This is a genomic window from Candidatus Nitrosopumilus sediminis (genome assembly GCF_000299395.1).
Classification (GTDB): domain Archaea; phylum Thermoproteota; class Nitrososphaeria; order Nitrososphaerales; family Nitrosopumilaceae; genus Nitrosopumilus; species Nitrosopumilus sediminis.
On the sequence record NC_018656.1, the window covers coordinates 149870 to 176637 of the forward strand.

At 34.2% G+C, this 26768-nt stretch carries 33 protein-coding genes and 1 tRNA gene; 14 read left to right on the forward strand and 20 right to left on the reverse strand.

All coding sequences use genetic code 11. The features are described 5' to 3' along the window. Positions 1-66 precede the first annotated feature (66 nt). The 3 genes from NSED_RS00880 (at position 67) to NSED_RS00890 (ending at position 3255) form a co-directional block, all read left to right on the forward strand. The gene (locus tag NSED_RS00880) at positions 67-1470 is read left to right on the forward strand and encodes a dihydroorotase (RefSeq protein ID WP_014964358.1); all 1404 of its coding nucleotides are present in this window, start codon (positions 67-69) and stop codon (positions 1468-1470) included. A gap of 91 nt (positions 1471-1561) precedes the next feature. After that, a complete protein-coding gene (locus tag NSED_RS00885) occupies positions 1562-2425 on the forward strand; it encodes a hypothetical protein (RefSeq protein ID WP_232212300.1) in 864 nt (287 codons plus the stop codon). 59 nt (positions 2426-2484) lie between these two features. Then, entirely contained in the window at positions 2485-3255 is a 771-nt protein-coding gene (locus NSED_RS00890; protein WP_016940018.1) for a protein-L-isoaspartate(D-aspartate) O-methyltransferase, read from the forward strand. Here NSED_RS00890 and NSED_RS00895 read toward each other — a convergent pair. Continuing rightward, positions 3161-3991 (reverse strand): MEMO1 family protein, encoded by an 831-nt coding sequence (locus tag NSED_RS00895; RefSeq protein ID WP_014964361.1) that lies wholly within the window; start codon positions 3989-3991, stop codon positions 3161-3163. The two genes, NSED_RS00890 and NSED_RS00895, sit on opposite strands and share 95 nt — an antisense overlap. A gap of 21 nt (positions 3992-4012) precedes the next feature. Then, positions 4013-4633, reverse strand: a complete 621-nt coding sequence (locus NSED_RS00900) for a TIGR00296 family protein (RefSeq protein WP_014964362.1) — start codon at positions 4631-4633, stop codon at positions 4013-4015. Positions 4634-4667: 34 nt separating this feature from the next. Between NSED_RS00900 and amrS the strand changes: the two genes are divergently transcribed. Then, positions 4668-5738, forward strand: coding sequence for an AmmeMemoRadiSam system radical SAM enzyme (gene amrS / locus NSED_RS00905; protein WP_014964363.1), 1071 nt, complete (start codon positions 4668-4670; stop codon positions 5736-5738). A gap of 33 nt (positions 5739-5771) precedes the next feature. On the opposite strand, the gene NSED_RS00910 is transcribed toward amrS, so the two are convergent. The 10 genes from NSED_RS00910 to NSED_RS00950 all read right to left on the reverse strand — a co-directional run bounded on the left by NSED_RS00910 (position 5772) and on the right by NSED_RS00950 (position 12272). Beyond that, complete coding sequence (locus NSED_RS00910; RefSeq protein WP_026090005.1) at positions 5772-6245, reverse strand: Hsp20/alpha crystallin family protein; 474 nt, start codon at positions 6243-6245, stop codon at positions 5772-5774. A 98-nt stretch (positions 6246-6343) separates the two neighbouring features. Beyond that, positions 6344-7027: a PDDEXK family nuclease gene (locus NSED_RS00915; protein WP_014964365.1), complete on the reverse strand. Its 684-nt coding sequence runs from the start codon at positions 7025-7027 to the stop codon at positions 6344-6346. A 569-nt stretch (positions 7028-7596) separates the two neighbouring features. Then, on the reverse strand, positions 7597-8175 hold the full coding sequence (locus NSED_RS00920) for a cupredoxin domain-containing protein (protein WP_014964366.1): 579 nt from the start codon (positions 8173-8175) through the stop codon (positions 7597-7599). Positions 8176-8461: 286 nt separating this feature from the next. Then, positions 8462-9136 (reverse strand): ribose-5-phosphate isomerase RpiA, encoded by a 675-nt coding sequence (gene rpiA / locus NSED_RS00925; protein ID WP_014964367.1) that lies wholly within the window; start codon positions 9134-9136, stop codon positions 8462-8464. Continuing rightward, entirely contained in the window at positions 9137-10090 is a 954-nt protein-coding gene (locus tag NSED_RS00930) for a hypothetical protein (protein WP_014964368.1), read from the reverse strand. It lies immediately after the preceding gene. Next, positions 10091-10258 carry a 50S ribosomal protein L37e gene (locus NSED_RS10090; RefSeq protein ID WP_014964369.1) on the reverse strand — a complete coding sequence of 56 codons (168 nt, stop codon included), beginning with the start codon at positions 10256-10258 and terminating at the stop codon, positions 10091-10093. It lies immediately after the preceding gene. Positions 10259-10268: 10 nt separating this feature from the next. Next, entirely contained in the window at positions 10269-10505 is a 237-nt protein-coding gene (locus tag NSED_RS00935) for an LSm family protein (protein WP_014964370.1), read from the reverse strand. A gap of 58 nt (positions 10506-10563) precedes the next feature. Beyond that, positions 10564-11286, reverse strand: a complete 723-nt coding sequence (locus tag NSED_RS00940; protein WP_014964371.1) for a creatininase family protein — start codon at positions 11284-11286, stop codon at positions 10564-10566. 9 nt (positions 11287-11295) lie between these two features. Then, complete coding sequence (locus NSED_RS00945) at positions 11296-12132, reverse strand: formyltetrahydrofolate deformylase (RefSeq protein ID WP_026090006.1); 837 nt, start codon at positions 12130-12132, stop codon at positions 11296-11298. A 52-nt stretch (positions 12133-12184) separates the two neighbouring features. Next, a tRNA-Leu gene (locus tag NSED_RS00950) sits at positions 12185-12272 on the reverse strand. A 47-nt stretch (positions 12273-12319) separates the two neighbouring features. Here NSED_RS00950 and glmM point away from each other — a divergent pair. The 6 genes from glmM to infB all read left to right on the forward strand — a co-directional run bounded on the left by glmM (position 12320) and on the right by infB (position 16728). Further along, a complete protein-coding gene (gene glmM / locus NSED_RS00955) occupies positions 12320-13669 on the forward strand; it encodes a phosphoglucosamine mutase (protein ID WP_026090007.1) in 1350 nt (449 codons plus the stop codon). A gap of 62 nt (positions 13670-13731) precedes the next feature. Further along, on the forward strand, positions 13732-14118 hold the full coding sequence (gene rpl7ae, locus NSED_RS00960; RefSeq protein ID WP_014964374.1) for a 50S ribosomal protein L7Ae: 387 nt from the start codon (positions 13732-13734) through the stop codon (positions 14116-14118). After that, the gene (locus tag NSED_RS00965; protein ID WP_014964375.1) at positions 14115-14327 is read left to right on the forward strand and encodes a 30S ribosomal protein S28e; all 213 of its coding nucleotides are present in this window, start codon (positions 14115-14117) and stop codon (positions 14325-14327) included. Before rpl7ae ends, NSED_RS00965 begins: the two co-directional genes overlap by 4 nt. An 8-nt stretch (positions 14328-14335) precedes the next feature. Beyond that, entirely contained in the window at positions 14336-14536 is a 201-nt protein-coding gene (locus NSED_RS00970; RefSeq protein ID WP_014964376.1) for a 50S ribosomal protein L24e, read from the forward strand. A gap of 2 nt (positions 14537-14538) precedes the next feature. Continuing rightward, a complete protein-coding gene (gene ndk / locus NSED_RS00975) occupies positions 14539-14940 on the forward strand; it encodes a nucleoside-diphosphate kinase (protein ID WP_014964377.1) in 402 nt (133 codons plus the stop codon). Positions 14941-14946: 6 nt separating this feature from the next. Next, positions 14947-16728: a translation initiation factor IF-2 gene (gene infB, locus NSED_RS00980; protein ID WP_076797498.1), complete on the forward strand. Its 1782-nt coding sequence runs from the start codon at positions 14947-14949 to the stop codon at positions 16726-16728. Between the two features lie 32 nt (positions 16729-16760). Here infB and trxA read toward each other — a convergent pair whose 3' ends face one another. The 5 genes from trxA to NSED_RS01000 all read right to left on the reverse strand — a co-directional run bounded on the left by trxA (position 16761) and on the right by NSED_RS01000 (position 19691). Beyond that, entirely contained in the window at positions 16761-17162 is a 402-nt protein-coding gene (gene trxA / locus NSED_RS00985) for a thioredoxin (protein ID WP_014964379.1), read from the reverse strand. 31 nt (positions 17163-17193) lie between these two features. Further along, positions 17194-17364, reverse strand: a complete 171-nt coding sequence (locus NSED_RS10390; RefSeq protein WP_014964380.1) for a hypothetical protein — start codon at positions 17362-17364, stop codon at positions 17194-17196. A gap of 47 nt (positions 17365-17411) precedes the next feature. Further along, positions 17412-18788: a putative Ig domain-containing protein gene (locus tag NSED_RS00990; protein ID WP_014964381.1), complete on the reverse strand. Its 1377-nt coding sequence runs from the start codon at positions 18786-18788 to the stop codon at positions 17412-17414. 79 nt (positions 18789-18867) lie between these two features. After that, on the reverse strand, positions 18868-19284 hold the full coding sequence (locus tag NSED_RS00995) for an archease (protein WP_014964382.1): 417 nt from the start codon (positions 19282-19284) through the stop codon (positions 18868-18870). A 41-nt stretch (positions 19285-19325) separates the two neighbouring features. Further along, complete coding sequence (locus tag NSED_RS01000) at positions 19326-19691, reverse strand: VOC family protein (protein WP_014964383.1); 366 nt, start codon at positions 19689-19691, stop codon at positions 19326-19328. Positions 19692-19782: 91 nt separating this feature from the next. Between NSED_RS01000 and NSED_RS01005 the strand changes: the two genes are divergently transcribed. Together NSED_RS01005 and NSED_RS01010 are read left to right on the forward strand one after the other, a co-directional pair. Beyond that, a complete protein-coding gene (locus tag NSED_RS01005) occupies positions 19783-20733 on the forward strand; it encodes an MDR/zinc-dependent alcohol dehydrogenase-like family protein (protein WP_014964384.1) in 951 nt (316 codons plus the stop codon). A 78-nt stretch (positions 20734-20811) separates the two neighbouring features. Further along, positions 20812-21360: a DedA family protein gene (locus tag NSED_RS01010; protein ID WP_014964385.1), complete on the forward strand. Its 549-nt coding sequence runs from the start codon at positions 20812-20814 to the stop codon at positions 21358-21360. 98 nt (positions 21361-21458) lie between these two features. Here the strand turns inward: NSED_RS01010 and NSED_RS01015 are convergent, their stop codons facing one another. The 3 genes from NSED_RS01015 to NSED_RS01025 form a co-directional block, all read right to left on the reverse strand. Further along, entirely contained in the window at positions 21459-22250 is a 792-nt protein-coding gene (locus tag NSED_RS01015) for a DUF72 domain-containing protein (RefSeq protein ID WP_014964386.1), read from the reverse strand. Positions 22251-22434: 184 nt separating this feature from the next. Beyond that, the gene (locus tag NSED_RS01020) at positions 22435-23100 is read right to left on the reverse strand and encodes a uracil-DNA glycosylase (protein ID WP_014964387.1); all 666 of its coding nucleotides are present in this window, start codon (positions 23098-23100) and stop codon (positions 22435-22437) included. Positions 23101-23137: 37 nt separating this feature from the next. Next, on the reverse strand, positions 23138-23368 hold the full coding sequence (locus tag NSED_RS01025; RefSeq protein WP_016940020.1) for a nitroreductase family protein: 231 nt from the start codon (positions 23366-23368) through the stop codon (positions 23138-23140). A 261-nt stretch (positions 23369-23629) separates the two neighbouring features. Here NSED_RS01025 and NSED_RS01030 point away from each other — a divergent pair, with 261 nt between their 5' ends. Continuing rightward, positions 23630-25087, forward strand: a complete 1458-nt coding sequence (locus tag NSED_RS01030) for a hypothetical protein (RefSeq protein ID WP_016940021.1) — start codon at positions 23630-23632, stop codon at positions 25085-25087. A 94-nt stretch (positions 25088-25181) separates the two neighbouring features. Beyond that, the gene (locus NSED_RS01035; protein WP_014964390.1) at positions 25182-26726 is read left to right on the forward strand and encodes a hypothetical protein; all 1545 of its coding nucleotides are present in this window, start codon (positions 25182-25184) and stop codon (positions 26724-26726) included. Positions 26727-26768: the final 42 nt, after the last annotated feature.

Consider the following 26768-nt stretch of genomic DNA (forward strand, 5'->3'; position numbering starts at 1 on the left):
TCTTTTCAGTTGTTCTTTTATTCATTTTCTCAACGCATAATAGCCTCAATCTCATAAAATTTACAGATGACGTATGACACTGTAATTACTGATTCACACGTTATCCTTCCTCAAGGGATGATTGACAAAAATATCATAATTGATGAGGGAAAAATTGTTGGATTTGCAACTGATATACCTGCATGTGATCATAAAATCAATGGTGCAGGACTAGTTTCAGTTCCCGGACCAATTGATACTCATGTTCACTATGGAGTCTATTCTCCAATTAATGAAGCTGCAAAAACTGAATCTCATGCTGCAGCAATAGGTGGTATTACTACAATGATGCGTATGCTTAGACTAGTTGATCCTTTTTCAAGATCTTTACAACCTCAACTTGATTCTGCATCTGAAAATCATTACGTTGATTATACAATACATGCTTCTATTTTCACACCACAGCAAATCAACGAGATGAATCTGTGTGTTGAAAAAGGAATTACATCTTTTAAAATTTACATGAATCTTGGTGGTGAAGTTGGACATGTTTACATGGATATGCCACCAAATTCTCAAAACCTTGTTGCTGCTCAAGTAGATGTTACTGATGAAATTGTAGAGCAAACAGTAAAGACTGCAGCTGAGCTTGGTTGCCCTGTATTGGTTCATGCTGAAGACTATGAATCATGTGGATGTGGAATTAAAACCGCAAAAGAAAAACATCAAGATGGATTGTCTGCATGGTCTTCTAGTCGTTCTCCAGAGTTTGAAGCTAAAGCAATCAAAACAGTATCAAAATTTGGTAGAGACTATGATTGTGTAATTTACTTTGTTCACATTGGCTCTCAGCGTGCATTAAAACAAATTGAAGAAGAGAAAAAACTTGGAACCAAAATATTTGTAGAAACATGTCCTCATTATCTGACACTATCTTATGAGAAGCAATCTGGTTATCTTGCAAAAGTAATGCCGCCAATTAGAACGGAAGATGATCGTAAGGCTGTATGGAGTGCACTGATGAATAACCAAATTGATACGATAGGTACTGATCATGTTGCAAATCAACTCAAACTCAAACTAGGTGGAGATGATGTTTGGAGTGCTCTTGCTGGATTCCCTGGAATAGGCACAGTAATCCCAATTTTACTCAATGATGGCGTTAATCAAAACAAAATAACCTTAGAACAGTTTGTACGATTTACTAGTCAAAACGCTGCTCAAATCTTTGGAATGTATCCTCAAAAAGGAACCTTGGAGAAAAATTCTGATGCAGATATTGTAATGTTAGATTTGAAAAAAGAAAAAACAGTAACTTCTGATCTTTTTGGCGGGTTCTCTGATTATATTGTATATGAGGGAAGAAATCTCAAAGGCTGGCCTGTTAAAACAATTGTTCGTGGAGAAACTGTTGCTGATAACTTTGAAGTAATAGGTAAACTTGGTCATGGTAAACTAGTAGACAGAAAAATTAACTTGTTTTCAAAATAACTGATTAGTAAATTTGGTTTTTTACGATTGCTTTTTAAGAGAAAAACACAAATTGTTTTTATTGAAATCTCATTTTGTATTTTTTCTGGCTTTGTTGCTAACTCTTATTATCAGTCCATCGTTCTTTGACAATTCTTTTGCCCAACAAATGACTCCTCCTCAACAGTGGAAAAAATTTGCTGATATTGATATGATAACTTGTAAATCTGGATATTTATTATTACAAAAAAGTAATGGCAATCCCGTATGTGTAATGCCTTCTACATATTTGAAATTAGTTGATAGGGGATATGGTTCACATAATCAATCCATGATGGAGAAAAATCCTGAAATGATGAATCATTTGATGAACAGCATGGCAACAAATGAGAACCTTATGTATCACTGGCATGAAATGATGCAGAAAAATCCTACCATGATGATGCAAACTATGAATGATTGGGTGTCTCAAATCAAAGCAAATCCTGAATTGCTCAAAAACATGCTAGGACCAATGACTAGTGATCCTGAATTACGTGAAAAAATGATTCATACAATGAAGAATCATACTCAAATGGAAAATCATCTAAAGTCTCATTCTGCATGGATGGATTCAGTTCATCAACCTATGATGGGTTCTGGAATGGGACAAGGAATGCATCAATCAGGATGTATGTGGTGTTCTGATTATGAACACTATCAAATTAACTCTCATGGAATGATGATGCATAATTCTGATAAAATGATGGATATGATTCATCATGTATGGATTAATTCTGATATAACTAAAGATATGCATACTATGATGCTTGAAGATCCTTCTCATATGGCTATGATGTCAAACCAAATGATGGAACCTATGCTTAATGCTATAATGGATGATGCGGATTTGCGAGAACAGATGATAGAGTTAATGTTAGAACACAAGGATTTTATGAATTCTATTAGACATGAAAATCCTCAAACAGATCACTAGTGTTTGAGTTCAAAAAATTACCGAGTGTTTTTAATTGTAAAAAATCTAAATAACTATAATTGTCAAAAATTGAAAAAAAATATCGCACTGCAATAAATGATTTAATCATTCATCTAAAAAATTCAAAATTTCTAACTGATGACAATGTAGAATCTGCATTAAGAAATATTCCAAGACATGAATTTGTTCCAGAGTCCGAATTAGATTATGCGTATAACAATGAACCTCTGCAGATCATGAAAAATCAAACCATTTCCCAACCTGGAGTTGTTACAAGAATGACAGAATGGTTAGATGTTAGAGATGGACAAAAAATTCTAGAAATTGGTACAGGTTCAGGTTGGCAAAGTGCAATTCTTGCTTACTTGGTAGGAAAGGGAGATGTTTATTCTGTCGAACGACATCCAGAACTTGTAAAATTTGCACAAGAAAATCTGAAAAAATTAAACATTGACAATGTTCATGTAATTTTAGGTGATGGCAGTGTTGGATATACTGACAAATCACCTTACGATAGAATAATAATTACTGCAGCATGTTCTGAAATCCCCTTGCCATTGTTTGATCAACTAAAAGAAAATGGGCTCATAATTGCACCTGTTGGTGATTCATCACAATCATTGATTCTTCTGCAAAAGACACCCAAAGGAATTGTTGAGATTAAAAATCAACCAAAATATGTTTTTGTTCCATTACATGGAAAATTTGGAAAAAATAATTGTTTTTGTATCACTATTAAACGAATTTTATTGCGCCATAACCTACTACTGATTCTGTATCTCCTGACACATCTCCACTTGTTGCATAGCTTAGTAATTCTCCTTTTGTAGCACCCATCTTTTTACATGCAATCATTGCTGATGCCATTGCTCCATAACCACATGCAGTAACTCTTCTTTCATACAATACCTGATAGAATCTTTCTACATTCATCTCCAAGATTGGTTCTATCAATGCTTTGTCTTGTTGATGTGCAAAAGAATTTTCTTCATAATGTGTAAAATCAGATGAGGCAACAATTATTGCATTTTTTCTTTTTGCAATTTCATATACTGCATTTCCAACATCCATAGCAGTCTTCATATCTTGCGCACGCAAAATTATAGGAAGAATTTGAAATTCATTTGAAAGCATTTCCTGTAGCATTGGGATCTGTACTTCTAGGCTGTGATCTTGAGAATGAGAATATTCATCAATTTCAATAAACTCTGATATTTCTGCCACTTGTTTTGCTGACTCTGAATCTATACTGACCATTCCTAAAGGGGTCTGCCACTGGGAATCAATCATTGTAGCAGCATCTTTTCCTACACCAAAATGATTTGGTCCAATAATTATTGCAAGTTCTGGATTCTGAGATGAAATGGCCTTGTAAGAGTGACATGCAGTGGGTCCTGAGTACACATATCCTGCATGGGGACAAATAATTCCATATATTTTATCATTTGAGGTTTTAGGATTATTCCCTGGTCCATATTCGTGATCAATACAATACCTGATCATGTTTTTCAAATCCTCTTCCTTTTCAGGATAAAACTGACCTGCAACTACCGGCTCTCTGATCATTGTTTTGTTTAGTTTGTTATTTTATAAAAAATCATCAGATGATTCTCTGATGATTGTTCCATTGGGGGTCTCTTCTTTGAAAATTACTCCTTGGAATCTTGAGATTTTAGTGTCTTTATCTTTCCATACATACTTCTCTAGTCCTGCTTTCTGACATGTATGTTCAAGAAATTCCTCTACGTCCCATCCATATTCGGTTGGAACTTGTGGTAATAACAAACCTGATGAATATGAATTCTCTACAATCAATCCATCTCTACCAACTTTGATCTCTTTGAGGTATTCTGTGGATTTCTCTACTTTGATTTCAACAGGTGGAGTGAGAACTGTAATCTCAAAAGTAATCTTGTCTAATTCATCAGCATTTACAGGACTGAATCGTGTATCTTGCGTTGCAGCAGATATTGCTGCATCAATTAGTCCTTCTGATAGTTTCTTTACAGGAAGAGGATATCCGATGCACCCTCTCAGTGAATCCTGTTTATTTAATGTTACAAAAACCCCAGAACTAAAATCAAATTTAGCATCAAATGCTGTATCATGAATTTTTGAATTATTTCTTAAAAATTCAGTGACTGCTTTTCTTGCCATTTTTACCAATTCTTTTCCATCAGAATCGGAAAACTCCTTTGATTCTTTCATATTTGTTAAATATGTTAAAACATAATAAAAAACATTGACGACTATACTTGGAAAAGAAGCCGAACTTTATGAAACACTTCCTAATGATAAGGTAAAGTGTACAGCTTGTGCACGATATTGTGAGATTGGCAAAGGCCAAATTGGTTTATGTGGAATTCGAGGAAATGAAAATGGTAAACTGCAGTTATACGCCTATGGTAAGGTGATCTCAGGTCATGTTGATCCAATTGAGAAAAAACCATTAATTCACTATTATCCTGGCAGTAAAGTATACTCTATTGCTACAACAGGGTGTAATTGGCTCTGTAGATACTGTCAAAATTCTGATATTAGTCAGCGCAGAACTGTTGAGGGCATTGATATGACCCCCGATGAAGTTGCAAATACTGCAGTAAAATATGGTGCACATGGAATCGCATATACCTATAATGAACCATCTATCTTCATTGAATTTGCACGTGACTGTGGAATTGCTGCAAGAAAGAAAGGATTGTTCAATGTTTTTGTCTCAAATGGATATGATACTCCTGAATCAGTTTCAATGATGAATGAATTCCTTGATGGAATTACTGTTGATTTTAAAGGAAGCGCAGAAAAAGAGTTCACTAGAAAATTCATAGGAGTGCCTGATCCCCAACCTATCTTTGACACTCTCTTAGAAATTAGAGATAAAACAAAAATCCATGTAGAGATTACTGACTTGATTGTTCCCAAAGTAGGAGATGATTTGGAGCATGCAAGAAAACTTTCAAAATTCATTTATGATGAATTTGGACCAGAAATGCCAATCCACTTCTTGAGATTTCATCCTGATTACAAAATGATGGAGTATCCTAGCACACCTGTAGAGACTTTGGAAAAGCATTATCAAGTTGCAAAAGATGTAGGATTAAAGTATGTGTACCTTGGAAATGTTCCTGGCCATAAATGGGAACACACCTACTGCTCTGAATGCAACAAAATAGTTGTAAATCGTTACGGATTCAGTATTAGGGAGTGGCATCTTGACAAGAACAATTGCTGTGAATTTTGTGGAAATACTATTCCTATAGAGGGTAAGTTACAAGAAGGCTACAAGCAAGATCGTTTTCAGTTTGTGTCTTAGATTAGTAATTACAAAAACAAAAAAAAAATAAAGTTACTGAACAGTTATGGATTTTTTCTTTTGAGGAGATGTTGGTTTGTTTTTTGGAAGAGTTACATCTAAAACTCCATCAGTTAGTTTTGCCTTTACTTTTCCAGGAATGACTTTTTCAGATAGTGGTATGGTCTGATAATATGACATACTGTGTCTTTCCTTTCTCAAATAGTTCTTCTTTTTCTCTTCCTCTTTATGCTCTCCTGTTACTTCAATTGAATTGTCTGTAACATTGAGTTTGATCTCATTTTTCTTCAATCCAGGCATGTTCATCTTCATACGAAGTTGGTTTCCTTCGTCAATCACATCGCATCCAGTTTCATGCAATTTTGGAAATGATGAAAAATCTATTCTTGGAAATGAAGAAAATGATTTTTCTAAATCTCTCCTAAAATTGTCAAAAATCCTGTCAAATTCTGAAACACCCGATTTTGCTGGTGTTGATGCTAGTTTTTTTACAGGTTTTTTTGCCATGAAATGTAAAATGATACATTGTTTATCAATAGATTCCACAATTCTCAAAAATGAAAATTAGTAATTTTGATGATTTACAGTAGTTGAAATTTTAATCATTATATGCTAATTTGAGGATTAAAGATCTGTTCTACTAATTTTTGCAAGTTCTTTATCCTTTTTTGAGAAATTCCTGTTATTCTGGAAATTCTTTTTTCATCATATCTCAAAATGTCTTTTGCAACCATCATGTTACTTTCAGAAAAAATTCTCAATTCATTTTTCGATAAATTAAGAATTGTAATGGGATACAAATTGTATTTTTCTATAATTTTTTCAAGACCATTTGCTCCTGGATATCTCCAAGAAAAAATCTGCTGTCCTATGCATTTTGCATATTTTTTTGCATGATTTGAGACTTGAGTATTGCAGAAAATTACTTCTCCTGAAAATTTTGGTTGCAAATCAAGAAACCTTGCATGTGTGTATAATGATTCTTTTAACCCAACATATGCTCCACGAATAGAATGATATTTACATTCAATTAGGAATTTCTTGTCGTTTTTTCTTCCTATTAGATCAATTTCATGCATTGCACATTTTCCTGAAATTTTCGATCTTACTCCTAATACATGATAATCATAATATTCTAAAATTGATGCAATATAATTTTCAAATGCAAATCCTGCAGGACCCATTTTCATTATTGCGTTTTTTAATTGATATCTCTGGTGTAAAGCTTTGAGACCTTTTTCCTCAGAAATAGCACGAAGAACTTTTTTGTAAACGTCATTTGAGGTCATATCTCGATATACTTCAGATTTGACTTTTTTTAGAATTCTTTTTGCAGTGTGTCTACTAGCTCCTGCTCTGATACATGTACTAAGAATCTTATTTTCATTAAATCGAACTCTGCTTCCATTTGCTTTATAGATGAAGAATTTTCTAGGAGCTATGTTTTAGTTAAATTCCAAGTAAATTAATCCTTTACTTTAGGGTTATTTTTTATGACTTTGATTGCGTTTAATCTTAGTTTTATATGAAAAGTAAATTTTAAGTCTAAAGAAATTTCTAAATAATTTGTGAGTGAGTCAAGATATCTTTCATCATTAAAAAATAAAGAATTCTTAATACTGAATAAATTATGTTCTAATTCAATTTCTTCTACGGATAAAGAACTATTGGAGAAGGAACTAAAAGAACTTCGTTCAGAGATTGAAAAATTAAGGTAGTATTTTGACAGAATGGATGTGCCATATTTGTCTTAAAAGAGGAAAAATGAAAAAAATGGATAGATTGTATTTGTGTAAAACATGTTTTGATAAAGTTACAGAGATGCTAAAAACAAAATCTTCAAAAAATAAATAAAAAATTATTTTACAATGACTGAAGCATTAGCCCAAGGGTGTATCATACAAAAATAGTCATATTCTCCCAATTCTTCAAATTTGAACGAGAAAGTCTCATCTGACAATATGAGTCCACTATCAAATTGTTTGTCTGGACCACTGACAATATTTCCACTTGTAACAGTATGTGCAGAAGAATCATCATTTCTCCAAATCACCTCTCCTCCTTTGAAAATTATTAGTGTTGAAGGATCATAACACTTGTCTCCATCTTCACAGCCAGGAACACTGGTACCTGTTGGGATAATGACTAGTCTTGATGGAAGTTTTGATGTCGTAAATTCTTTGGCCTCTTCTCCAATCTCTTTTGCCTCCTTTACCACTTGTTTTGTCTTTTCAGTAACTTTGTCCATTACCTGAGAGCCTGATTTTGCAAGTTCTTGGATTTTTTCGCTAGTTTCCTTTGTAGCCTCTTTTATTGGTACTGCTGTCTTTTCTATGGTGACAGGAATATCTGCAGGACTCCCAGTTGCTAAAAAACCCAAGGCAATAGATACTATTACAATTGTAACTATGATTCCAGCCTTGTCTATAGATGTCATAGTATTGATTATTGATTTGAATAAAAAAACAAGTATCTAATTGTCAGAAATGATAATGTCTGACTAGTTTAACTACCAAGAATATGATCTAAAATCATGGTGTCCGATAATTTCTGTCATTGTGGTTCATGTGGGCATGAAAAAATTGATGAATGTTACACAAAACAATGTGCCTGCTGTCTAACAGACCATCAAGGTCCATTTAGCAAGAACAGATGATCAAAAATTTTCATCCGATAAAATAATATGTAAAAATTATTTGTATTATTCTGAAAAAACTTTAGTTCTAAATAATGTCAAATTTACCATTTTCTTTGGCTTTGTAAATGATATCTGGTTTTCTCAAAAATATCCCTGATTCTAAAACCCCTGCAGTCTGTTTGATTTTTTGAGTTAATGCTTTGGGATTCTTTATCGTTCCAAAATCACAATCTAAAACTATATTTCCATTTTCTGTAAAGAATGGATAACCTCTATCAAGTGAACGGATTTCTGCATCTCCTCCGAGTTTTTTAATCGAATTAGTAACAGAGTTTCTTGCTAAAGGATGAATTTCAACTGGAACAGTTCTAGTAAAGTTTTTTACAAATTTTGTTTTGTCTGCCATTACCACCACTTTTTTTGCAAGACTAAACAAAATATTTTCTCTTAGTAATGCTCCTCCACCACCTTTGATTACGTATTTTTGAGAATCAATTTGGTCTGCACCATCAAACACTACATCGATATATTCCACTTGATCAGCTTCTACAAGCGGAATTCTTCCTTTTTCAGCAATTAATTTAATTTGTAATGACGTTGGCACACCTCTAACGTTGTAGCCTTTTAGTTTGATTAGTTTTGCAAGTGATTTTACAAGTGCAGTTGCTGCACGTCCACTGCCTAACCCAATAACATAATCATCTTTTACAAATTTTAACGCGTCACTTGATAATGCCTTAATGGCATCATCATATGTCAATTATTCTACCTCTGCTTGATCCAGTTTTGATAATACTTTCATGATGTCACCTTTGATTTTGTCCAAATCATCTGCATCATCATCAAAGTCATCATCTGATGTAACTGGTTTCTCCTTAATTGGTTCTGGAAGTGCCTTGTGCTCATTAATTTTTGCGACTTCTTTGTTAATGTCAGGTTTAGTCTCAAGTTTGGTTTCAGGTTTTGCTGTTACAGATTGGATGATCTCAATTTTATCTTCAATTTTTGGCTTTGGTTGTATAATTTCTTGAACAATGTCTTCTTTTGGTTTGATTGCTTCTGTTGGGGCTATTCTTGCTTGTGGCATTGGTTTTACAATCTGTTTTGCCTCTTCAAATAATGGGAATTTTGGTTCTTTTCTTGAAATGTTTGTAAGAGTAGTTAATTCAAATGATTGTCTTGATTTTGTTGGAGGGATCTCAATTGGCTCCATCTTGTCTTCTTTTGGTTTGTCAAAGTTGAATGCATTGGATTTTTTCTGCTTTGTTTCTTGTTTTACTTCTGGAACTTTTACGTTTGGCGTTTCAACCTTGGCACTTAACATCTTTGATGATAATTCATATAATCTGTCATCTAATTTTGATAATTTTTGATCCATCAATGTAATCAAGCCATCTCCAACTGGGCCCAAATCTGGATGATTACTTGCTTGCTCAAGTTTCTCTAACTTAGCTAGTACAATTCCTAACTGGTGTTGATACTTTAGCAGTAACTTATCTTTTTGAATTTTAGAAAATTCAGAATCTGCTTGATATAATCTTGAAATGGTTTTAGTTAGAATATCTTTTTCAATTTTTAATGAACTGATTTGACTTTTGATGTGTGAACTTGCTCCTAGACTGAGCAACTGATTTTTGTCTCTTGGCATTTTACGGACGGCAGCAGCTGTAGCAACACCTGCTAATGAACTAAGAATTAAAACAATTTCTTGCATCTATGTATACCATTTAATCCAGGAATACTTTCTGCGTTTAGCCTCTGGGAATCCACAACTTGCACATTCATGGTGACGTTTGTGAAGGGAGTTCTTACCACATCGTCTACATCTGATGTGAACTTTCTTCTTTGTAAAACCACCCATAGAAGTTGTACCTTTAGTCATTGCAAATCACCTAATTCTGTGCTGGTGGAGGAGATATCATTACTACATTGTCTCCTCTAACTACAATGCTTCCGAGGCTTTTAGAATCGCCTTCAGCAGGAATTTCCTCTGAAGAATCGAGTAGCAGGTTCATGTGTTGATCAAAACCAAGAAGATTGCCTCTAATGGTCTTGTTTCCTTTGAGTTTTATCAATACGACTTGATTAATACTCTCATCCAATACTTTTACTGCCATATCAACGGACATCAATAATCACTTATTGACTAGGATATCGAGGCGTTATATTAAATTTCCATTGGTGAAACTATGAGCTATGCTCAGTAAGGCAAGTTTGACACTTTTTTCCGAGATTTTTGACGATTTCAGCTAAAATTACTTGTCCTTCTCTCTTTGTAGCTTTTGTAGGATCCCCCCAAATTCCATTTTTGGTAGCTTTTGGAAATGATTGATTTGCTAGTTTTCCAATCTTTGCTATTTGTTGCTTTGTCATTCCATCTGTGATTAGTCCTTTCTTTGCTAAATTCATTTTTACATTTTTTGAAATTGCCAACATTAGAGATGTTTCGACAAACCCTGCATGGTCAAACTCTCTTTGCATAAAATGCCAATATGATAGTGAAAATACCTTTAGTTTATTTTTTGAGATTTTCTTGAGTTTTACATCTAAATTCTTAATTGGTTTTAGATTCCCATGATGTCCATTAATAATGAAAACTTTTTTGATGTTGTTTGATAACAATGATGAACACAAATCTGTAAGAACTGTACGCAGAGTTGATTCTCTAATACTCAAATTAAAAAATGGTGCATGTTCGTATGAAACACCGTAATTTAATGTAGGAAGTAAAAGATAGCCATTTTTTTCAGAGATTTTCTTTGCAACCTCAGTTACAATATCTGAATCAGTTGATACTGGTAAATGTGGACCATGCTGTTCTATTGAGCCTACAGGAATTACTGCCACTTGTTTTTTTGCTGATATTGTTTTTCTAAGAATCGGATCAAACTGAGTTTTGATATCTGTCATTTAATTCACTTATTTGATGTGAACTTTTCTCCAGCGAACTTCAAGTTTGTTTTCTAAATGCATTTTCATTGCTTTGAGTAACGTATCTGCCTCTAGCTTTTGTCCCTTTGCCTTTATTTTTTCTAATGTATCATTTGGATCTACCTTGAACGAATCTTGAAAAATTATTGGTCCTTGATCAAGGTTTTCTGTTACATAGTGAGATGTAACACCGACAATCTTTGTACCTCTTTCATAAGCTTGTGCATAGGCTAAAGCTCCTGGAAATGCAGGAAGCAATGATGGGTGAATGTTAATTATTCTGTTTGGGTATCTCCAAACAAAGTTAGGGCTAAGAATTCGCATGTATCTTGCAAGTGAGATCAAATCAATATCATACTTCTTGCAAATTTGGATAATTTTTTCTTCTGCTTTATCTTGAATTTTATCTTCTATTGCAACAAAAGGAATCTTTGCTTTTTTTGCTAGTGGTGCTAATGTTTTTTCAGTACCTATAATTACTGAAATTTTTCCTTTTAGCGATTTTGCATTTGCAAGAATTGTTTCAAGACATAGTGGTTCCTTAGTTACTAGCACTGCAATATTTTTCTGCGAATTTGTTTCGTGGTGTGTACTGACATCCATTTTCTCTTTTTTGGCAAGACTCTGAATGTCTAAATCAAATTTTTTGACATCTATTGTTTTTGAAAAAGATACTTCTAGATACATACCGAAAAGACCTTTGATTACATTTTGATTTACTTTCTCGATGTTTCCGCCTTTGGAGAATGCAAAATTGGTAAAAGTAGCTACAATTCCCTCTCTATCTTTACCTACTACTGTAATACCAACTACTGTCTTTTTCATGACTTTGTTTGCTGAAGATTTTCTCATTATTAATCATTCACAGAAATTCAAATGGTGCGGGAGGTGGGATTTGAACCCACGAAATCCTAAGATATAGGGTCCTAAGCCCTACGCCTTTGACCAGGCTGGGCGACTCCCGCAACGGATTTGCCATTAAACACAAATTTATCTATTATTGCACAGTATTGTGGCGAAATTTTTTGGAACAAATGGAATTCGTGGAGTCTTCGATGAAGATTTTACATTAGAATTCGTTCATGATATGACACTTGCAATTGGAACATATTTTGAAAAAGGATCTGTATTGATAGGATATGATGGACGAGAATCTAGTCCTGTTATTTGTAAAGTTGTAAGTTCTGCTTTAAATTCAATAGGAATTGATTGTAATGTTGCAGGACTTGTACCAACTCCTTGTTTAGAATATGCAGTGAAGAGCTTAGGATATTCTGGAGGAATAATGATTACAGCATCCCACAATCCACCACAATACAATGGTATCAAGCCTTGTGCCAAAGACGGTGTAGAGATTTCACGTGAAGATGAATTAATTATTGAGGAAATTTATTTACAAAAAAGCTGGCTCAAAAAACCTGATTCATGGGGAAAAACTGGAACTGAAAACAGAGCAATTGAAACATATCTACAAGGAATTATTTCACATATTGATTCTAAACTAGTAGAATCTAAACATTTCAAAGTTGTTTTAGATTTAGGTAATGGTGCACAAGCAGTAACTGCTCCTAACTTTTGTGAAATACTTGGATGTGAAACATTTTTAGTAAATCCTAAAATTGATGGGACATTTCCAGGACGTGGATCAGAACCAACGCCACAAAATCTTTCTGAACTTTCAAAAACTGTACAAGAAAATAATGCAGATGTAGGAATTGCATTTGACGGAGATGGAGACCGAAGTATTTTTTGTGATAACAATGGTGATATCTTGACTGGAGATAAATCTGCACTAGTACTTAGCCAACACATTCTAAAGAAAAATCCAAACTCTCTAGTTGTAACTTGTTTGAATTCTAGTTCTAACATTGAAGTTTTAGCTAAAAAATTTAATTCCAAAGTTATTAGAACCAAAGTAGGAAGCGTTGAAGTCTCAAGAAAAATGGTTCCAACTGGGGCACTGATTGGGTTTGAAGAAAATGGTGGCTACATGTTTGGAAAACACAATCAAGTCAGAGATGGCTGTATGACTTTGGCATTGATGCTTGACTTGCTAGCAACATCTGGAAAAACTCTTGCTGAAGAGATTGATGATCTACCTCCTTCTTTTACTACCAAAGACAAGGTCTCATGTCCTGCCCAAAAAGTTCCAAAACTAATTTCTGCTCTAAAGGAGGAATTTCCAAACGCTGACACTTCTGATGGAATCAAAATAACAATTGATCCCAGAAACTGGGTAATGATTAGACCCAGCGGAACAGAACCTATTGTTAGAGTATATGCAGAAGCTGAAAGTCAGGAGAAATTGGATACTTTGATGTCTGAATATCTTGAAAAAGTCAGCTCAACAATTTCCAGATAACACTTTTAAAACCAAACTCAACGAAGGATAGAATGGAGAATGAACCCCTAGGGTGACGAAGTATGGGAAAATCATATTATGTTAAATTTGAGACGCCAGAAGACCTCGTAAATCCAATCTTAGAGGCTGTTAGAGTAGCATCAACTAGCGGTAAAGTCAAGAAAGGAACCAACGAAGCAACAAAGGCAATTGAACGTGGTACTAGTAAACTAATTGTAATCGCTGAAGATGTTGAACCACCAGAGGTAGTTGCCCATCTTCCAATTTTATGTGAAGAACAAGGTGCAGCATATGCATTTGTTCCAAGCAAACAGGAATTAGGCAAATCTTTAGGTATTGATATTACTTCAGCCGCTGCAGCAATTTTGGATGCAGGTGATGCACAACACATTGTAGACCAAGTTGTATCATCCATAGCTAAAATTAAAGGCGGTAAGACCGAAGAATGAGTCAAAACGCTGAAGAAGTAGTTCAATCTGAAATTATTCAAATTGTTGGTAGGACCGGCATTGCTGGTGAAGTAATTCAAGTTAGAGTTAAAGTTCTTACTGGTAAGGATAAAGGAAGAATTCTTACAAGAAACGTTAAAGGTTCTGTTAGATCAGGAGAAATTCTAATGCTAAGAGAAACTGAAAGGGAAGCAAAGAAGATCAAATAGGTGTTTAGATGAGTCTTTTAGTTAAACCATGTAATTTCTGTGATAGACCAGTAGCAAAAGGATCTGGTACTATGCTTGCAAAAAACGATGGAACTGTACTATGGTTCTGTTCTGCAAAATGTAAAAAGAATGCACTAGTCCTAAAACGTGATCCAAGAAAACTAAAATGGACAAAAAAATACGTTAAAGGCGGAATTAGAAAGAAATAGAATTGACTGAACAATCATTATTCATTGTAAAACCAGATGCCGTAGCTAGAAATCTAGTAGGTGAAGTAATTACAAGATTTGAGAAAAAAGGATTCAAACTTTTGAAACTAAAGATGTTTACATTTACTCAAGCACAAGCTGAAAATTTCTATGGTGTACACAAAGACAAACCATTCTTTGGAGAACTAACATCATTTATCACATCAGGACCTGTTGTAGCTGCAATCATTGAAGGAAACAATGCAATTGCAACTACCAGAATTATGATTGGCGCAACAAAATCATTTGAGGCAGAGCCCGGCTCCATTAGAGGAGACTTTGGATTAGGATTTAGCGAAAATATTATTCACGCATCAGATTCACAAGAAAGTTTTGATCACGAATCGAGGGTAGCATTTGAGTGATCTGATTTGCAAATTCGTCAGCCCATAGTGGCAGTTCTTGGTCACGTAGACTCTGGAAAAACATCTCTTTTAGATAGAATTCGCGGAACGGGTGTTCAAGGCAGAGAAGCAGGTGGAATTACTCAACATATTGGTGCAAGTTTTCTTCCAACTGAGACGATTAAAGAAATGTGTGGACCCCTATACAAAAAACTCGAGCAGGCTGAAAACAAAGTTCCTGGAATTTTAGTTATTGATACACCAGGACACGAGGTCTTTACAAATCTGCGTTCTAGAGGTGGCTCTGCAGCAGACATTGCAATTTTAGTAGTTGATGTTAATCGTGGATTCCAACCGCAAACAAACGAAAGTTTGAAAATCTTGCAAAGCAGAAAGGTGCCATTTGTTGTTGCATTAAACAAATGTGATCAAATATCTGGATGGAGAAAGTCTGAAACCCAATTCATTTCTCAGGCAATCAAAGAACAAGATGCATCAATTCAAGCCGATTTAGATCAAAAAATCTATGATGTTGTTGGAACTCTTTCTATTCTAGGATACAAGTCTGAAGCATTTTATCGTGTAGAAGATTTCAAATCAGAAATTGCAATAGTTCCAATCTCTGCTCGCTCTGGAGTTGGAATTCCTGAATTGCTCAGTGTTTTGGTTGGTTTAACTCAACAGTATCTTCAAAAAAGACTCAACCAAGATGAAAAAGAACCACGCGGTATAGTACTTGAGGTAAAAGACGAAGTAGGACTCGGACAGACTGCAAATATAATTTTAATTGATGGAATAATAAGAAAAGAAGACAGTATTGTTGTTGCAAAACGCGATGCTGTAATTGTTACAAAACCTAAAGCGTTACTTTTACCAAAACCTCTTGATGAAATGCGTGATCCACGTGACAAATTCAAACCAGTTCCTCAAGTAGAGGCAGCGGCTGGTTTGAAAATTGCATCCCCAGATCTTGAAGGTGTTCTTCCAGGAAGTACTCTTTATGTTGCAAGAAATAATGAAGAGATTGAAAAATATACCAAACTGATCGAATCTGAAATGAAATCAGTATTTGTTGATACTGAAACAAATGGAGTTATTCTAAAATGTGATACTATAGGCTCACTTGAGGCCATAATGGAGATGCTAAAGCGCTCACAAGTTCCTGTCTCTAAAGCAGACATTGGTCCTGTAACAAGACGAGATGTGATTGAAGCTAAAGCTATAAAAGAAAAAGATAGACATCTTGGAGTTGTTCTGGCATTTAATGTCAAGATATTACCTGATGCAAAAGAGGAATCAGAAACAAACCACATCAAATTATTTGAAGATAAAGTAATCTACAGCTTAATTGACAACTATAATGCTTGGGTGGAAGAAGATTCTGCAAATGAAGAAGATGCAATGTTTGCAGAGCTTACACCAATATCAAAATTTACCTTTATGAAAGGAATGGTATTTCGTAACAACAATCCTGCAGTGTTTGGTGTACGGGTTGATGTTGGAAACCTCAAACACAAAATCCCATTTATGAATATGAAAGGACACAAAGTAGGATATATTCACCAACTGCAACTAGACAAAAAGACTGTATCTTCTGCAAAAGCAGGAGATGAGGTTGCATGTTCTGTAAAAGATGTTACAATAGGGAGACAAATCTTTGAAGAAGAAGTATACTATACGTTTCCACCATCACATGAGGCAAAACAAATCTTGAAAAAATTCATGCACAAGCTTAGTCCTGAAGAACAAGAAGTATTCAACGATATAGTTAGAATTCAACGAGAGATAGAACCTGTGTATGCTTACTAATGTTACTTGAAAATTACAAATATCTTTTTTAATTACTGTGAATGCTTTTTACAAATCATATGAATTCCAGGAGCTCCTACTGCCCCCATCATTTTATCAACTATTTGTCCAGACTTGAACATGATAAATGTTGGAATTGATTGTACTGCAAATCTCATTGAGATGTTTTGATTTTGATCAACATTAACTCTTGCAAATTTCACATTTGGGTATTTCTTTGAGAGGCTCTCAAATACAGGATGCATTGATTTGCATGGTCCACACCACTCTGCCCAAAAATCTACCAATGTTGGATTCTCAGCAGATACTATTTGGTCAAAATTAGACTCGTTCAAATCTATTATTCCAGGCTCGATTTTGGGCTCATTTTTTGGTTTGAGCATCTCCTCCATCTTTCTCTGCATAATTTTGGCAATTTCTGGGTCTTCAGACAATATGTATTGACTATATTTTCTACTAAAAAATCTATGTTGAGGGTGATGATGGTTGTTGTTCATCAGCTGATTTTACAGGAATCGATTCAAATCTTCGCGAATTGCAAATGGGACATTGATCAATGTATTTTGTAAAACTAACAGACGTATATGCAATTCCACAATCTCCGCAAATTCTGAGATTTCTACTTAATTTCCCCATTTATTGTACTCAAAATGTATTGTGATTAAAACTTAACTTTGCAATCGTTACCAAAATTGCCACCATGGCTTTTCTTTTACTTTTGTTTTGCCAATGATTTCACAAACTTTACCAATCAATTCTGTCCCTTCACCACATTGACCATATTCTATTTCATCAAAAATTGTACATACATTTCCAATCAATCTTGTCCCTTCACCGCATTGACCAAAATCTGGCTCTTTGATTTCTGGCTCATCTAATCCGACTGCCTCATAAATTGTCATTTTGGGATAGTTTTCATCAAACCATTTCTTGTATGTTGTTTCCTTGTTGTATCTATCAACATAATACTGTGGATCCAAATTTGGATCAACAAATGGGGCTAATGTTTTTGGCTCATCTAATCCGACTGCCTCATAAATTGAAGAATATTGTGAATAGTTTTCATCAAACCATTTCTTGTAACTTGCCTCGTTGTTGTATCTATCAACATAACTCTGTGGATCTTTAGTTTCATCTACAAATGCAGCTGGAATAAGTAATGGCTCATCTAATCCGACTGCCTCATAAATTGAAGAATATTGTGAATAGTTTTCATCAAACCATTTCTTGTAACTTGCCTCGTTGTTGTATCTATCAACATAACTCTGTGGATCTTTAGTTTCATCTACAAATGATGCAACTTTTAATTCGTTAGAATCCACGACTGGTTTATCTGGGCATTTCCCATTTACCGGTTCAAAACCTTGAGGACAAACAATTTCTTTTGGCTCTGGTTCAACATATGCCTGTTTCACAGTAATGGTGATGTTTTCTCTGTCTTCCTGACTTCCTTTCTTAACTATGATGTCAAAATTATAATGCACGTCTTGAATATTTCCATGCGATTTTGATGGAGTCCATACAAATTTTCCAGTTTTAGGATCTATGGTAGCCCCTGCAGGTTCATTATCCAAACTAAAAATTGCGTCTTTTATTGAATCATCTGTAAGACTAGCAGTAAATGTTATGGTTTTTTCAACTTCAACTATTTTATCTGAAATTCCTTTTAGTTGTAACACAACACTAGGAACTTCAAATACTTTCTTTCCATCAAATTCTAGTAGTATAGATGTTCCATTGACTTCTCTCTGACTGTCTGTAAATGCTGTGGCATTGTAAATCCCTTCATTATCAAAGAATAATGAAACAGCTCTTGGAATTACATCAAATTCGCCATCAGTTGTTGTAGGATCTGATAACATTCCTCGATAATCCCCAGTTTGATCACGAATTATCACATAAACAATTTCTCGCCCATCCTGGGTTCCAATAATCTTAAAATTTTCATCAATTGTGTAAAAACTCTTTTCCAACGAAAGTGATGTGACATCTGCATGTACAGGAATAATCATTAAAAGAATTAATGAAAATATAGACCACAATCCTAATTTTGTTTTCACAATATTGTTTTTGATCTTATGTCTTTTAAAAAACACGTATAATTTGTTCTATGGAATGACTAAGAATTATTTACAATCTTTACAGATCAAGTAAAAATCGCATATAGACACCGTTATTTTGCCTAATTTCCATATCGTAAAATGTGGGGGCTTTGATTTCCACTTTAAAATTGTGTTTTTTCACATCTAATGGCTCTCCGAATGCTGTTGCCTCAATTTTATATTCGCCATTCTTTTTAATCTCAAATTCTATTCTTTTGATTGCAAACCCTTCAGTAATTAGTATGAATGGGATCTCTTCTAGCCAACTAAACAAAAGATAACGAACATCTTTTCCATTTGCAGAGAATTTTTTTTGGTCCTTTTCTTCTACTTTATCTTGGTCTAATGTTAAATTGATTTCCGCATCAGCAGCCACTGCAAATGCTTCTTTGAGGTCTTTTGCTATGACTTCAATTATTGCGTCAGTTGCATGATCTAAAAACTTGTAACTCAATTGAAAATTTGTAATCTTTCTGATTATTAATTTAGGTGGTACTACTCTGCCTTTTCATCCATCTCTATAATTCCAAACATGTTTCCTTCGGTATCTGTACATTGTGCAAACCATCCGACTTTTGATATTGCCATTTTGGGAATGATCAAATGTCCTCCATTTCCAGTAATCTTTTTTACAAATTCATCAATTGATGGAACGTTTATCGTATTGGTCATTCCAATCTGCCCTGGTATTCTCTTTGACATTCCTCCATCAATTCCGGGCTCTTTTGTTCCTGTCTTTGCTATCCAGTAATCCATAGGACCATCCCATTTTTCAAATTTCCAATCAAACACATCTCTGTAGAATTTTTGTGCTCTTTCTGGATTGTCTACTGGAATATCAAAATGAGAAATTCTTGGCATGTATTTTTGATTAAACTAAATTATTTAAAACAATCTTTATCTTTTTTAGAATTTCACTATTTTAAAATTAGAAAACAATATTGTTCTTTTCATGAAAGCCACATGTTTTGATGGAAAAAACATGAGATATGAAGAGAACTACCCTGAACCAAATACTGGGGAAGTAATAGTTAGAGTCAATTTGGCAGGAATTTGTGGAACTGACTTGGAAATTCTAGATGGCTATATGACATATGACGGAATTTTAGGTCACGAGTTTGTGGGAACTGTTGAAAAAGCAGACAATTTTGATTTGATTGGAAAACGTGTCGTCGGTGAGATCAATGCTGGTTGTGGAGCATGTGAATCATGTCAAAAAGGAATGGATAGACACTGTCCTAACAGAACAGTTCTTGGAATTTTGAAAAGGGATGGGGCATTTGCTGAATTTCTTTCGTTACCTGAAAAGAACCTGCATGTAATACCTGATAATATAACTGATGAACAAGCAGTCTTTGTTGAACCATTAGCTGCTGCATTTGAAATAAAGGAACAAGTATCACTGCAACCGCAATGGAGAGTTGCAGTTGTCGGTGATGGACGATTAGCTCAGTTAATTATACGGGTTCTAAAATTGACATGTCCAAACATTACATGTTTTGGTAAACACAAAAACAAACTTGAGAGTTTGATAAACATTGGAGTTAAAATAAAAATAGGTATTGAAAAGTCTGATGAACAATCTTTTGACTTGGTAGTAGAAGCTACTGGAAGTAATTCTGGATTTGCAGACACTATGAAATTGATAAAGCCTCGTGGGACTGTAATTTTAAAATCCACTATTGCATCAAGGGAAAACCTTGACTTGACTCCTACAATAATCAATGAGATTACTTTGATTGGTTCTCGCTGTGGATTGTTCAAACCTGCAATTGATGCACTTGCAACAGGTGTGGTTTCAGTTGATTCTATGATAGATTCTACCTATCCTTTGGAAAAGTTTTCAGAAGCTATTGAACATGCAAAAAAACCTGACACTCTGAAAGTTTTTCTCAAACCTTGATTTTTGTATAAAATATGACTAGTATATCGTAATTTTTACTCGTAAGGTAATTTAGTAGGATTTCATTGCCAGAAGCAAATGGAACCCTTTGATTCTCTTCTTATATGGATTGCAGATTTCTTAGGGGAGCATCTTTACGAGGGAATATTTCTAGCAGCCTTACTTGAGACCATAGTACCCCCAATTCCAACTTTGGCAATATTTCCAACTGCAGGCTTTCTGGCATCTCAGCAGGGTGTGACTTTGATTGGATTAATTCCGATGATTATTCTAGGTGCAATTGGAGCCACTATTGGAACATCGGCTATCTATCTAATTGCATTAAAACTTGGACGTGTTGTTTTACTTCGTTATCTGAGATTTGTTAAAGTAAATGACAAAAAATTAGAGCGAGTTGAAATATGGTTTGAGAAATATGGTGACAAAGCAGTATTCTTAGGAAGAATGGTTCCCTTGATGAGGGAAATGATTTCAATTCCTGCAGGATTACTCAAAATGAAAATTCCAAAATTTGTATTATACACATTTGGCGGTTCATGTGTTTGGTCAAGTGGAACTATTTTATCTGGATATTATTTTGGAGCCGCAATTGGTCTTAGCACTAGTGCAATAACACCATTGCCTTAAATATCAAAAAAACCCTATCATAATTAACATCCTGATTGTTTTGTTGGATGATGGCAGGAATTCTTCAATACTCCCCTAGTAGTTGAAGAATTTCTGTTTTAAAAGTTACCCAAAGTCTTTTGTTTTTTTTCATCCCAAATTAATTCCTGCATGCCAAGTTGCATTCTCAAAGAATTTGCAGTATCTGGACCAAATCCTTCAAAGTGATTGTTTGCCATTACCATTGCAAGTGGAATGTTTTCTATTTTTTCTAGTTTTTTTGCCCAACTTGAAATAAGACTGTCTTTGTTTTTTATAACTTTACCAAATTCTGAATCTGGTATAGAACGATCTCCAATCAATCTAATGTATAGATAGTCTGATGTAATTGGCATTGGATTGTCCACTCCTATAACTTCATTCCATACAAGACAGTGTTTATTTTGTTTCAGATATGTGATTGCATCTTCTGAAAACCAAGATTCATGTCTTCCTTCAATAGGATACATAAAATCATTAGGAAGTAAATCAAAAAGTTCCCCTAATCTTGGTTTTGCCTCTTCAAATGACAATGATGGAGGCAACTGTAAAACTAGAGCTGAAACTTTTTCATAAATTGGAGAAAGAGAAGCCAAAAATGAAAAAACTTCTGAATTTACCCTATCTAATCTCTTTTCATGTGTGATAATTGATGGAAATTTTGCTGTAAATCTAAAATGTCTTGGAGTATCTATATTCCACCTCCTTACAATCTCCTGAGCTGGAATTCTATAAAACGTGGAGTTTATTTCAGTAATTTCAAAAAGCTGAGAATAATATTTTAGCCATTCTGAACTCTTTAGATTTCTTGGATAAAATGTTCCTGACCATCCTTGATAGCTCCAACCAGTACATCCAATCTTGATATTCATGGTATGGTTTGATTTAATACATTTTAAAAATTTGAAAGCTGACCGGCGCGGATTAACCTTTACACAGTCCTGCTGTATGCTCAGACCGGTAAACAATTACCAGTATTCAGACAATAGGAAATTGTGTCAGCTTTCAATTGTATTATACACAGTTATCAAATAAAAAGGAGATCCTAATCCTTATTTAATCCGATATTTTTGTTAATTTCTTTGCTTTTGCAAATACTGCAGACCACTGAGTCCAGGAAAGCCTACCTGTCTGAGTGTTTTGTTTTGATGGATGATATGATGTTAGAATTTTGAAATTTTTGTATTTGAATAATTTGCCATGTCCAAACTTTTCTGGTTTTACACCATACAATTTACAAGTTGCATCATATGCTATTTTTCCAAGACAAAGTATAGTTGTAATGTTTTTTAGAATTTCCTTTTCCTGCTCTAAAAATCCAAAACAAGTTTCCATCTCTTCTCTTGTGGGTTTGTTTTGAGGCGGGGCACATCTTACTGCTGCAGTAATGTATGCATTGTATAAGAACAAACCATCGTCTGCAGTATGACTAGTTGGAATGGATGCAAATCCGTGCTTGTACATTACTTTGGCAAGCCAGTCTCCTGATGAATCTCCTGTAAACATTCTACCTGTTCTGTTTCCACCATGAGCTGCTGGAGCTAACCCAACAATCAGTAATTTAGCCTTGATATCCCCAAATCCTGATAGGGGTTTACCATAATATTTCTCCTCTTTGAATCGTTTTACCTTATTTTTTGCAACATCTCTGATATACACTGATAATCTGGGACACTTTTGACATCTGGCAATTTTTTTGTTTAATGATTGAATTGTCTTCAATTTTTATTTTGTTTTAGTTTATTCTAAATTATTGTTTTTATGTAAACTTGTCAGTAAACACTACCTTGTCCAATGAAAGTTGTCCTCCACGTTGCATTGCAGGCTTTGTTTGCTTTCCAATTTCCATTAACATTGAAATAACATGATCCTCTGGTAAATTGATAATTTTAGATACCTTTTGAGTATCGAACCCTATCATTGGGTTTGAATCATATCCAATAGATTTTGCAGCTAGCATGATTAAATTAATCTGATGAATAATTTTCAATAAAACAGGACTCTATGTTGCCAGAACTATTTTGGTAGTGTATGACAACTCCGTGGTCTAGTTTTGTTCTTCCAATGTATTTCATAATGTCTAATGTAATTTTTTTTACTTAACAAAATGCGTGTTCAAATGTTACACCTACTTGTGGTTTATGTCCAAATTAATTCCAAATGACTCTATCTATGATACTGTTACATATTTTGAAAATAACTACTAATGATGCGCAAGGCTTTTAACAAATTAACTAATAAATTGATTATCGTGGGAACAATTAACACATTATTCTTATTTTCAGTATTAGTATTAGGTATGGTATCTTATCCCGGCTCTAATCTCATTTCAATTGATGACGATGGTCCAAATACATCATTTCTAATTGCATTTGCCGATTCTCATGATGAAGATGTAGAAGATGAACTTGAAGAAGAAATTGAAATTGAAGTGGAAGTAGAAGATGGATTTGCAAAAATTAAAGTTGAGATTAATGATGAAGAATCAAAATTTGAAATTGAATGGATTGATGAACAAACAACCATTGATGAAATTGTCACCTTAACTGGTTTAACTGAAGATCAAGTCTCAAGTGTGATAACATTTGAAATAGAATCCGAAGAAGATGATGAGGAAAATGAATCTAAACAATCTAAAAAAGACGAGAAACTAACCAAAGCACAAGAGAAACGAGACGAGAAACTAACCAAAGCACAAGAGAAACGAGACGAGAAACAAGCTAGAAACGCAGAAAAGTTTGCTGAGCGAGAAGCAAAACTAGCTGAAAAGGCCCAATTTTCAGAACAAAGGGCAAACAAAATCATTGAAGATCTAGAACAAAAAATCCAAAAAATGGAAAAACGTCTTCAAAAATTATTAGAAAAATATGAAAGCGGAGAATACTTTGGAAATCTCAAAAATAAAGACACTGTAACTAAATCATTTACACTTTCCTTTGATGGAGGAGCCTCTGAAATTGGTAATTCATTAAATACTCAAACACTAAATGGACAATTATTTTTAGAAAATCAAGTTACTGGTGATAAGGCCAAAAAGTTCCGTGTAACAGGTGGTGAAATATCAATTGGTGAAGAAGACATTTATGATATTGTCTTTGGTAAAGCAAGACTATCCTCATCTGGATCTGGTGGAGATAAAGATTCCATGGTTGTAATTGCACAAGTATCCAATACTGGTGAAATTAGAACTTTGAAACTAAACATCAACTTATCTGAAGAATTTAACTCTGATACTGAATCAGCTGATATTGAAATTCTATCTCCCCAAAGTAAAATTGCAAGCCAATGGTTCCTCAGTGGAATTGGTGACTTGGGACTAACTGAGTCTGAAGAAACCGGTACATCAGAATCTGGTAATATAGAAGATGATACAAACAATGATTCAGAAATTGATATTCCAACTGATGATATTCCAATTATTACAACACTAACAGTTTCGACTCCAACTAATGTTTACTTTTCAGGTGATGACATTATAATTTCAGGTACTGTTTTGGATATCCATGAAGGAACACCTGTAATTCTTCAAACAGTTACAGATTCTGATAGAGTTGATATTGCACAAATTGATGTAAATTCTGACGGTACATTCACACATACAATTTTAGCTGATGGATCATTATGGGTAAGTGGCACATACACCATAAAGGCATTTTATGGTGCAAATAATTTCGCTGAAACAACTTTCGAGTTTATCGCTTCATCCTAGACACAAATTAGCCTCAAAAATCAAATCTTATGTAATAATACTTACTATGATCTGATCCGTTATTCTTTATATTAAAAGAATTGAAATATTTGTAATGAAAAGCACACAACTTCTAAGCGTTGTTTTTTCACTGATCATGTTTACCGGTGTAACTGCTGGAAATATAGCATTTGCAGAATCAGATGATATCATTGATAGTTTTGAAGACTGTGTTGAAGCTGGATATCCAATAATGGAATCTTTTCCAGAACAATGCATGACTGATGATGGTACAGTCTTTGTAAATGATGATAATGACAAACATGGTCTTGATGACAGATTAGAAAAATTCTGTGAAATGAATGATGAAGAAAAACGTCAATTATTTGCAGACTATCATAGACTAGAACAATTTGCAGAAAGATTACTCAATTACTGTGAAATGTCTGAAGAGGACAGAGAAGATGCAATTGACAAATTCATTAGAGAACACTTTCCTGGAGAACGCGATTTTGATCTTGATGACTTGCTTGATAGATACTGTGAACTAAATGATGAAGAAAAACGTCAATTACTAGCAGATCATCCACGACTGGCAGAATTTTCAGATAGATTGACAAACTACTGTGAAATGTCTGAAGAAGAACAAGATGTAATTGATGAACTAATCGAAAAGCATGGAAATACAATCAGAGCAGAACTCAGAGATTATTATAAAGACTATGTCATGGATTACAAAAAAGACATGAGAGAGCATCTGGAAAACTACTGTGAAATGTCTGATGAAGACAGAAAAGCATTTGTTACAAAACATGGTAAAGCAGAAGATCGTGTAGAGAAAATGAACACTTACTGTTCATTAGATGAATATGATAGAATAAATTTCATTGAAGAACATAAGGATGAATACAAAGCATACATGAAAGATAAGATGACTGACAATATGTACATGAATTATGATAAGTTTTGTAAATTAACTGATGCAGAACTTGCAGCAAGTACTTTTGATGCAGAATTTGTTTATAATGCATCTAAATGGTGTGAAATGACATCTGAAGAGCGAGAAGAATACAAGAAAGAACATCATGACAACAAAATGTATGATTTTGATGGAATGTCAGACAAAGCAAAACATCACATGTCTGATGTTGCAAAAACCAAACTATCTGAAAATTCTGATCGTCTAAAGGCTATGATCATGTACAAACATGACATCTCTGATGAGAGACATGAGGAAATCAGAATGAAATACGAAGAAAAACATGATGATCTAGACGAGAGAAAGTCTGAACTCAAAATGAAGTTCAAAAATCATATGGTATCTATGAAAATTAACATGTCTGATGAACGCAAATCTACAATTCATGATAGAGTAGCTGAGATGAAAGCCTTCAAGTCAGAACTCCGTGAAAGATCTTCAGAACTAACTTATGAGGAAAAACAACAACTCAGAGAAGAATTCATTGAAAAGGCAAAAGACATGCAACTAGCATGGATTTCTCCACGTATGCAAATGACTGCTGGCATTGATGCTACAGAAGTTGAATGTCGTGAAGGATACAGTCTTGTAATGAAAGCATCAAACGGTGTAGCAATGTGCCTCAAAGCAGATTCAGCACTTAAGATGATAGATAGAGGAATTATAATTCCTGCTAACTAATCTTTTTCTTTTTAATGTGCTACAGCTAGGGTTGATTAAAAA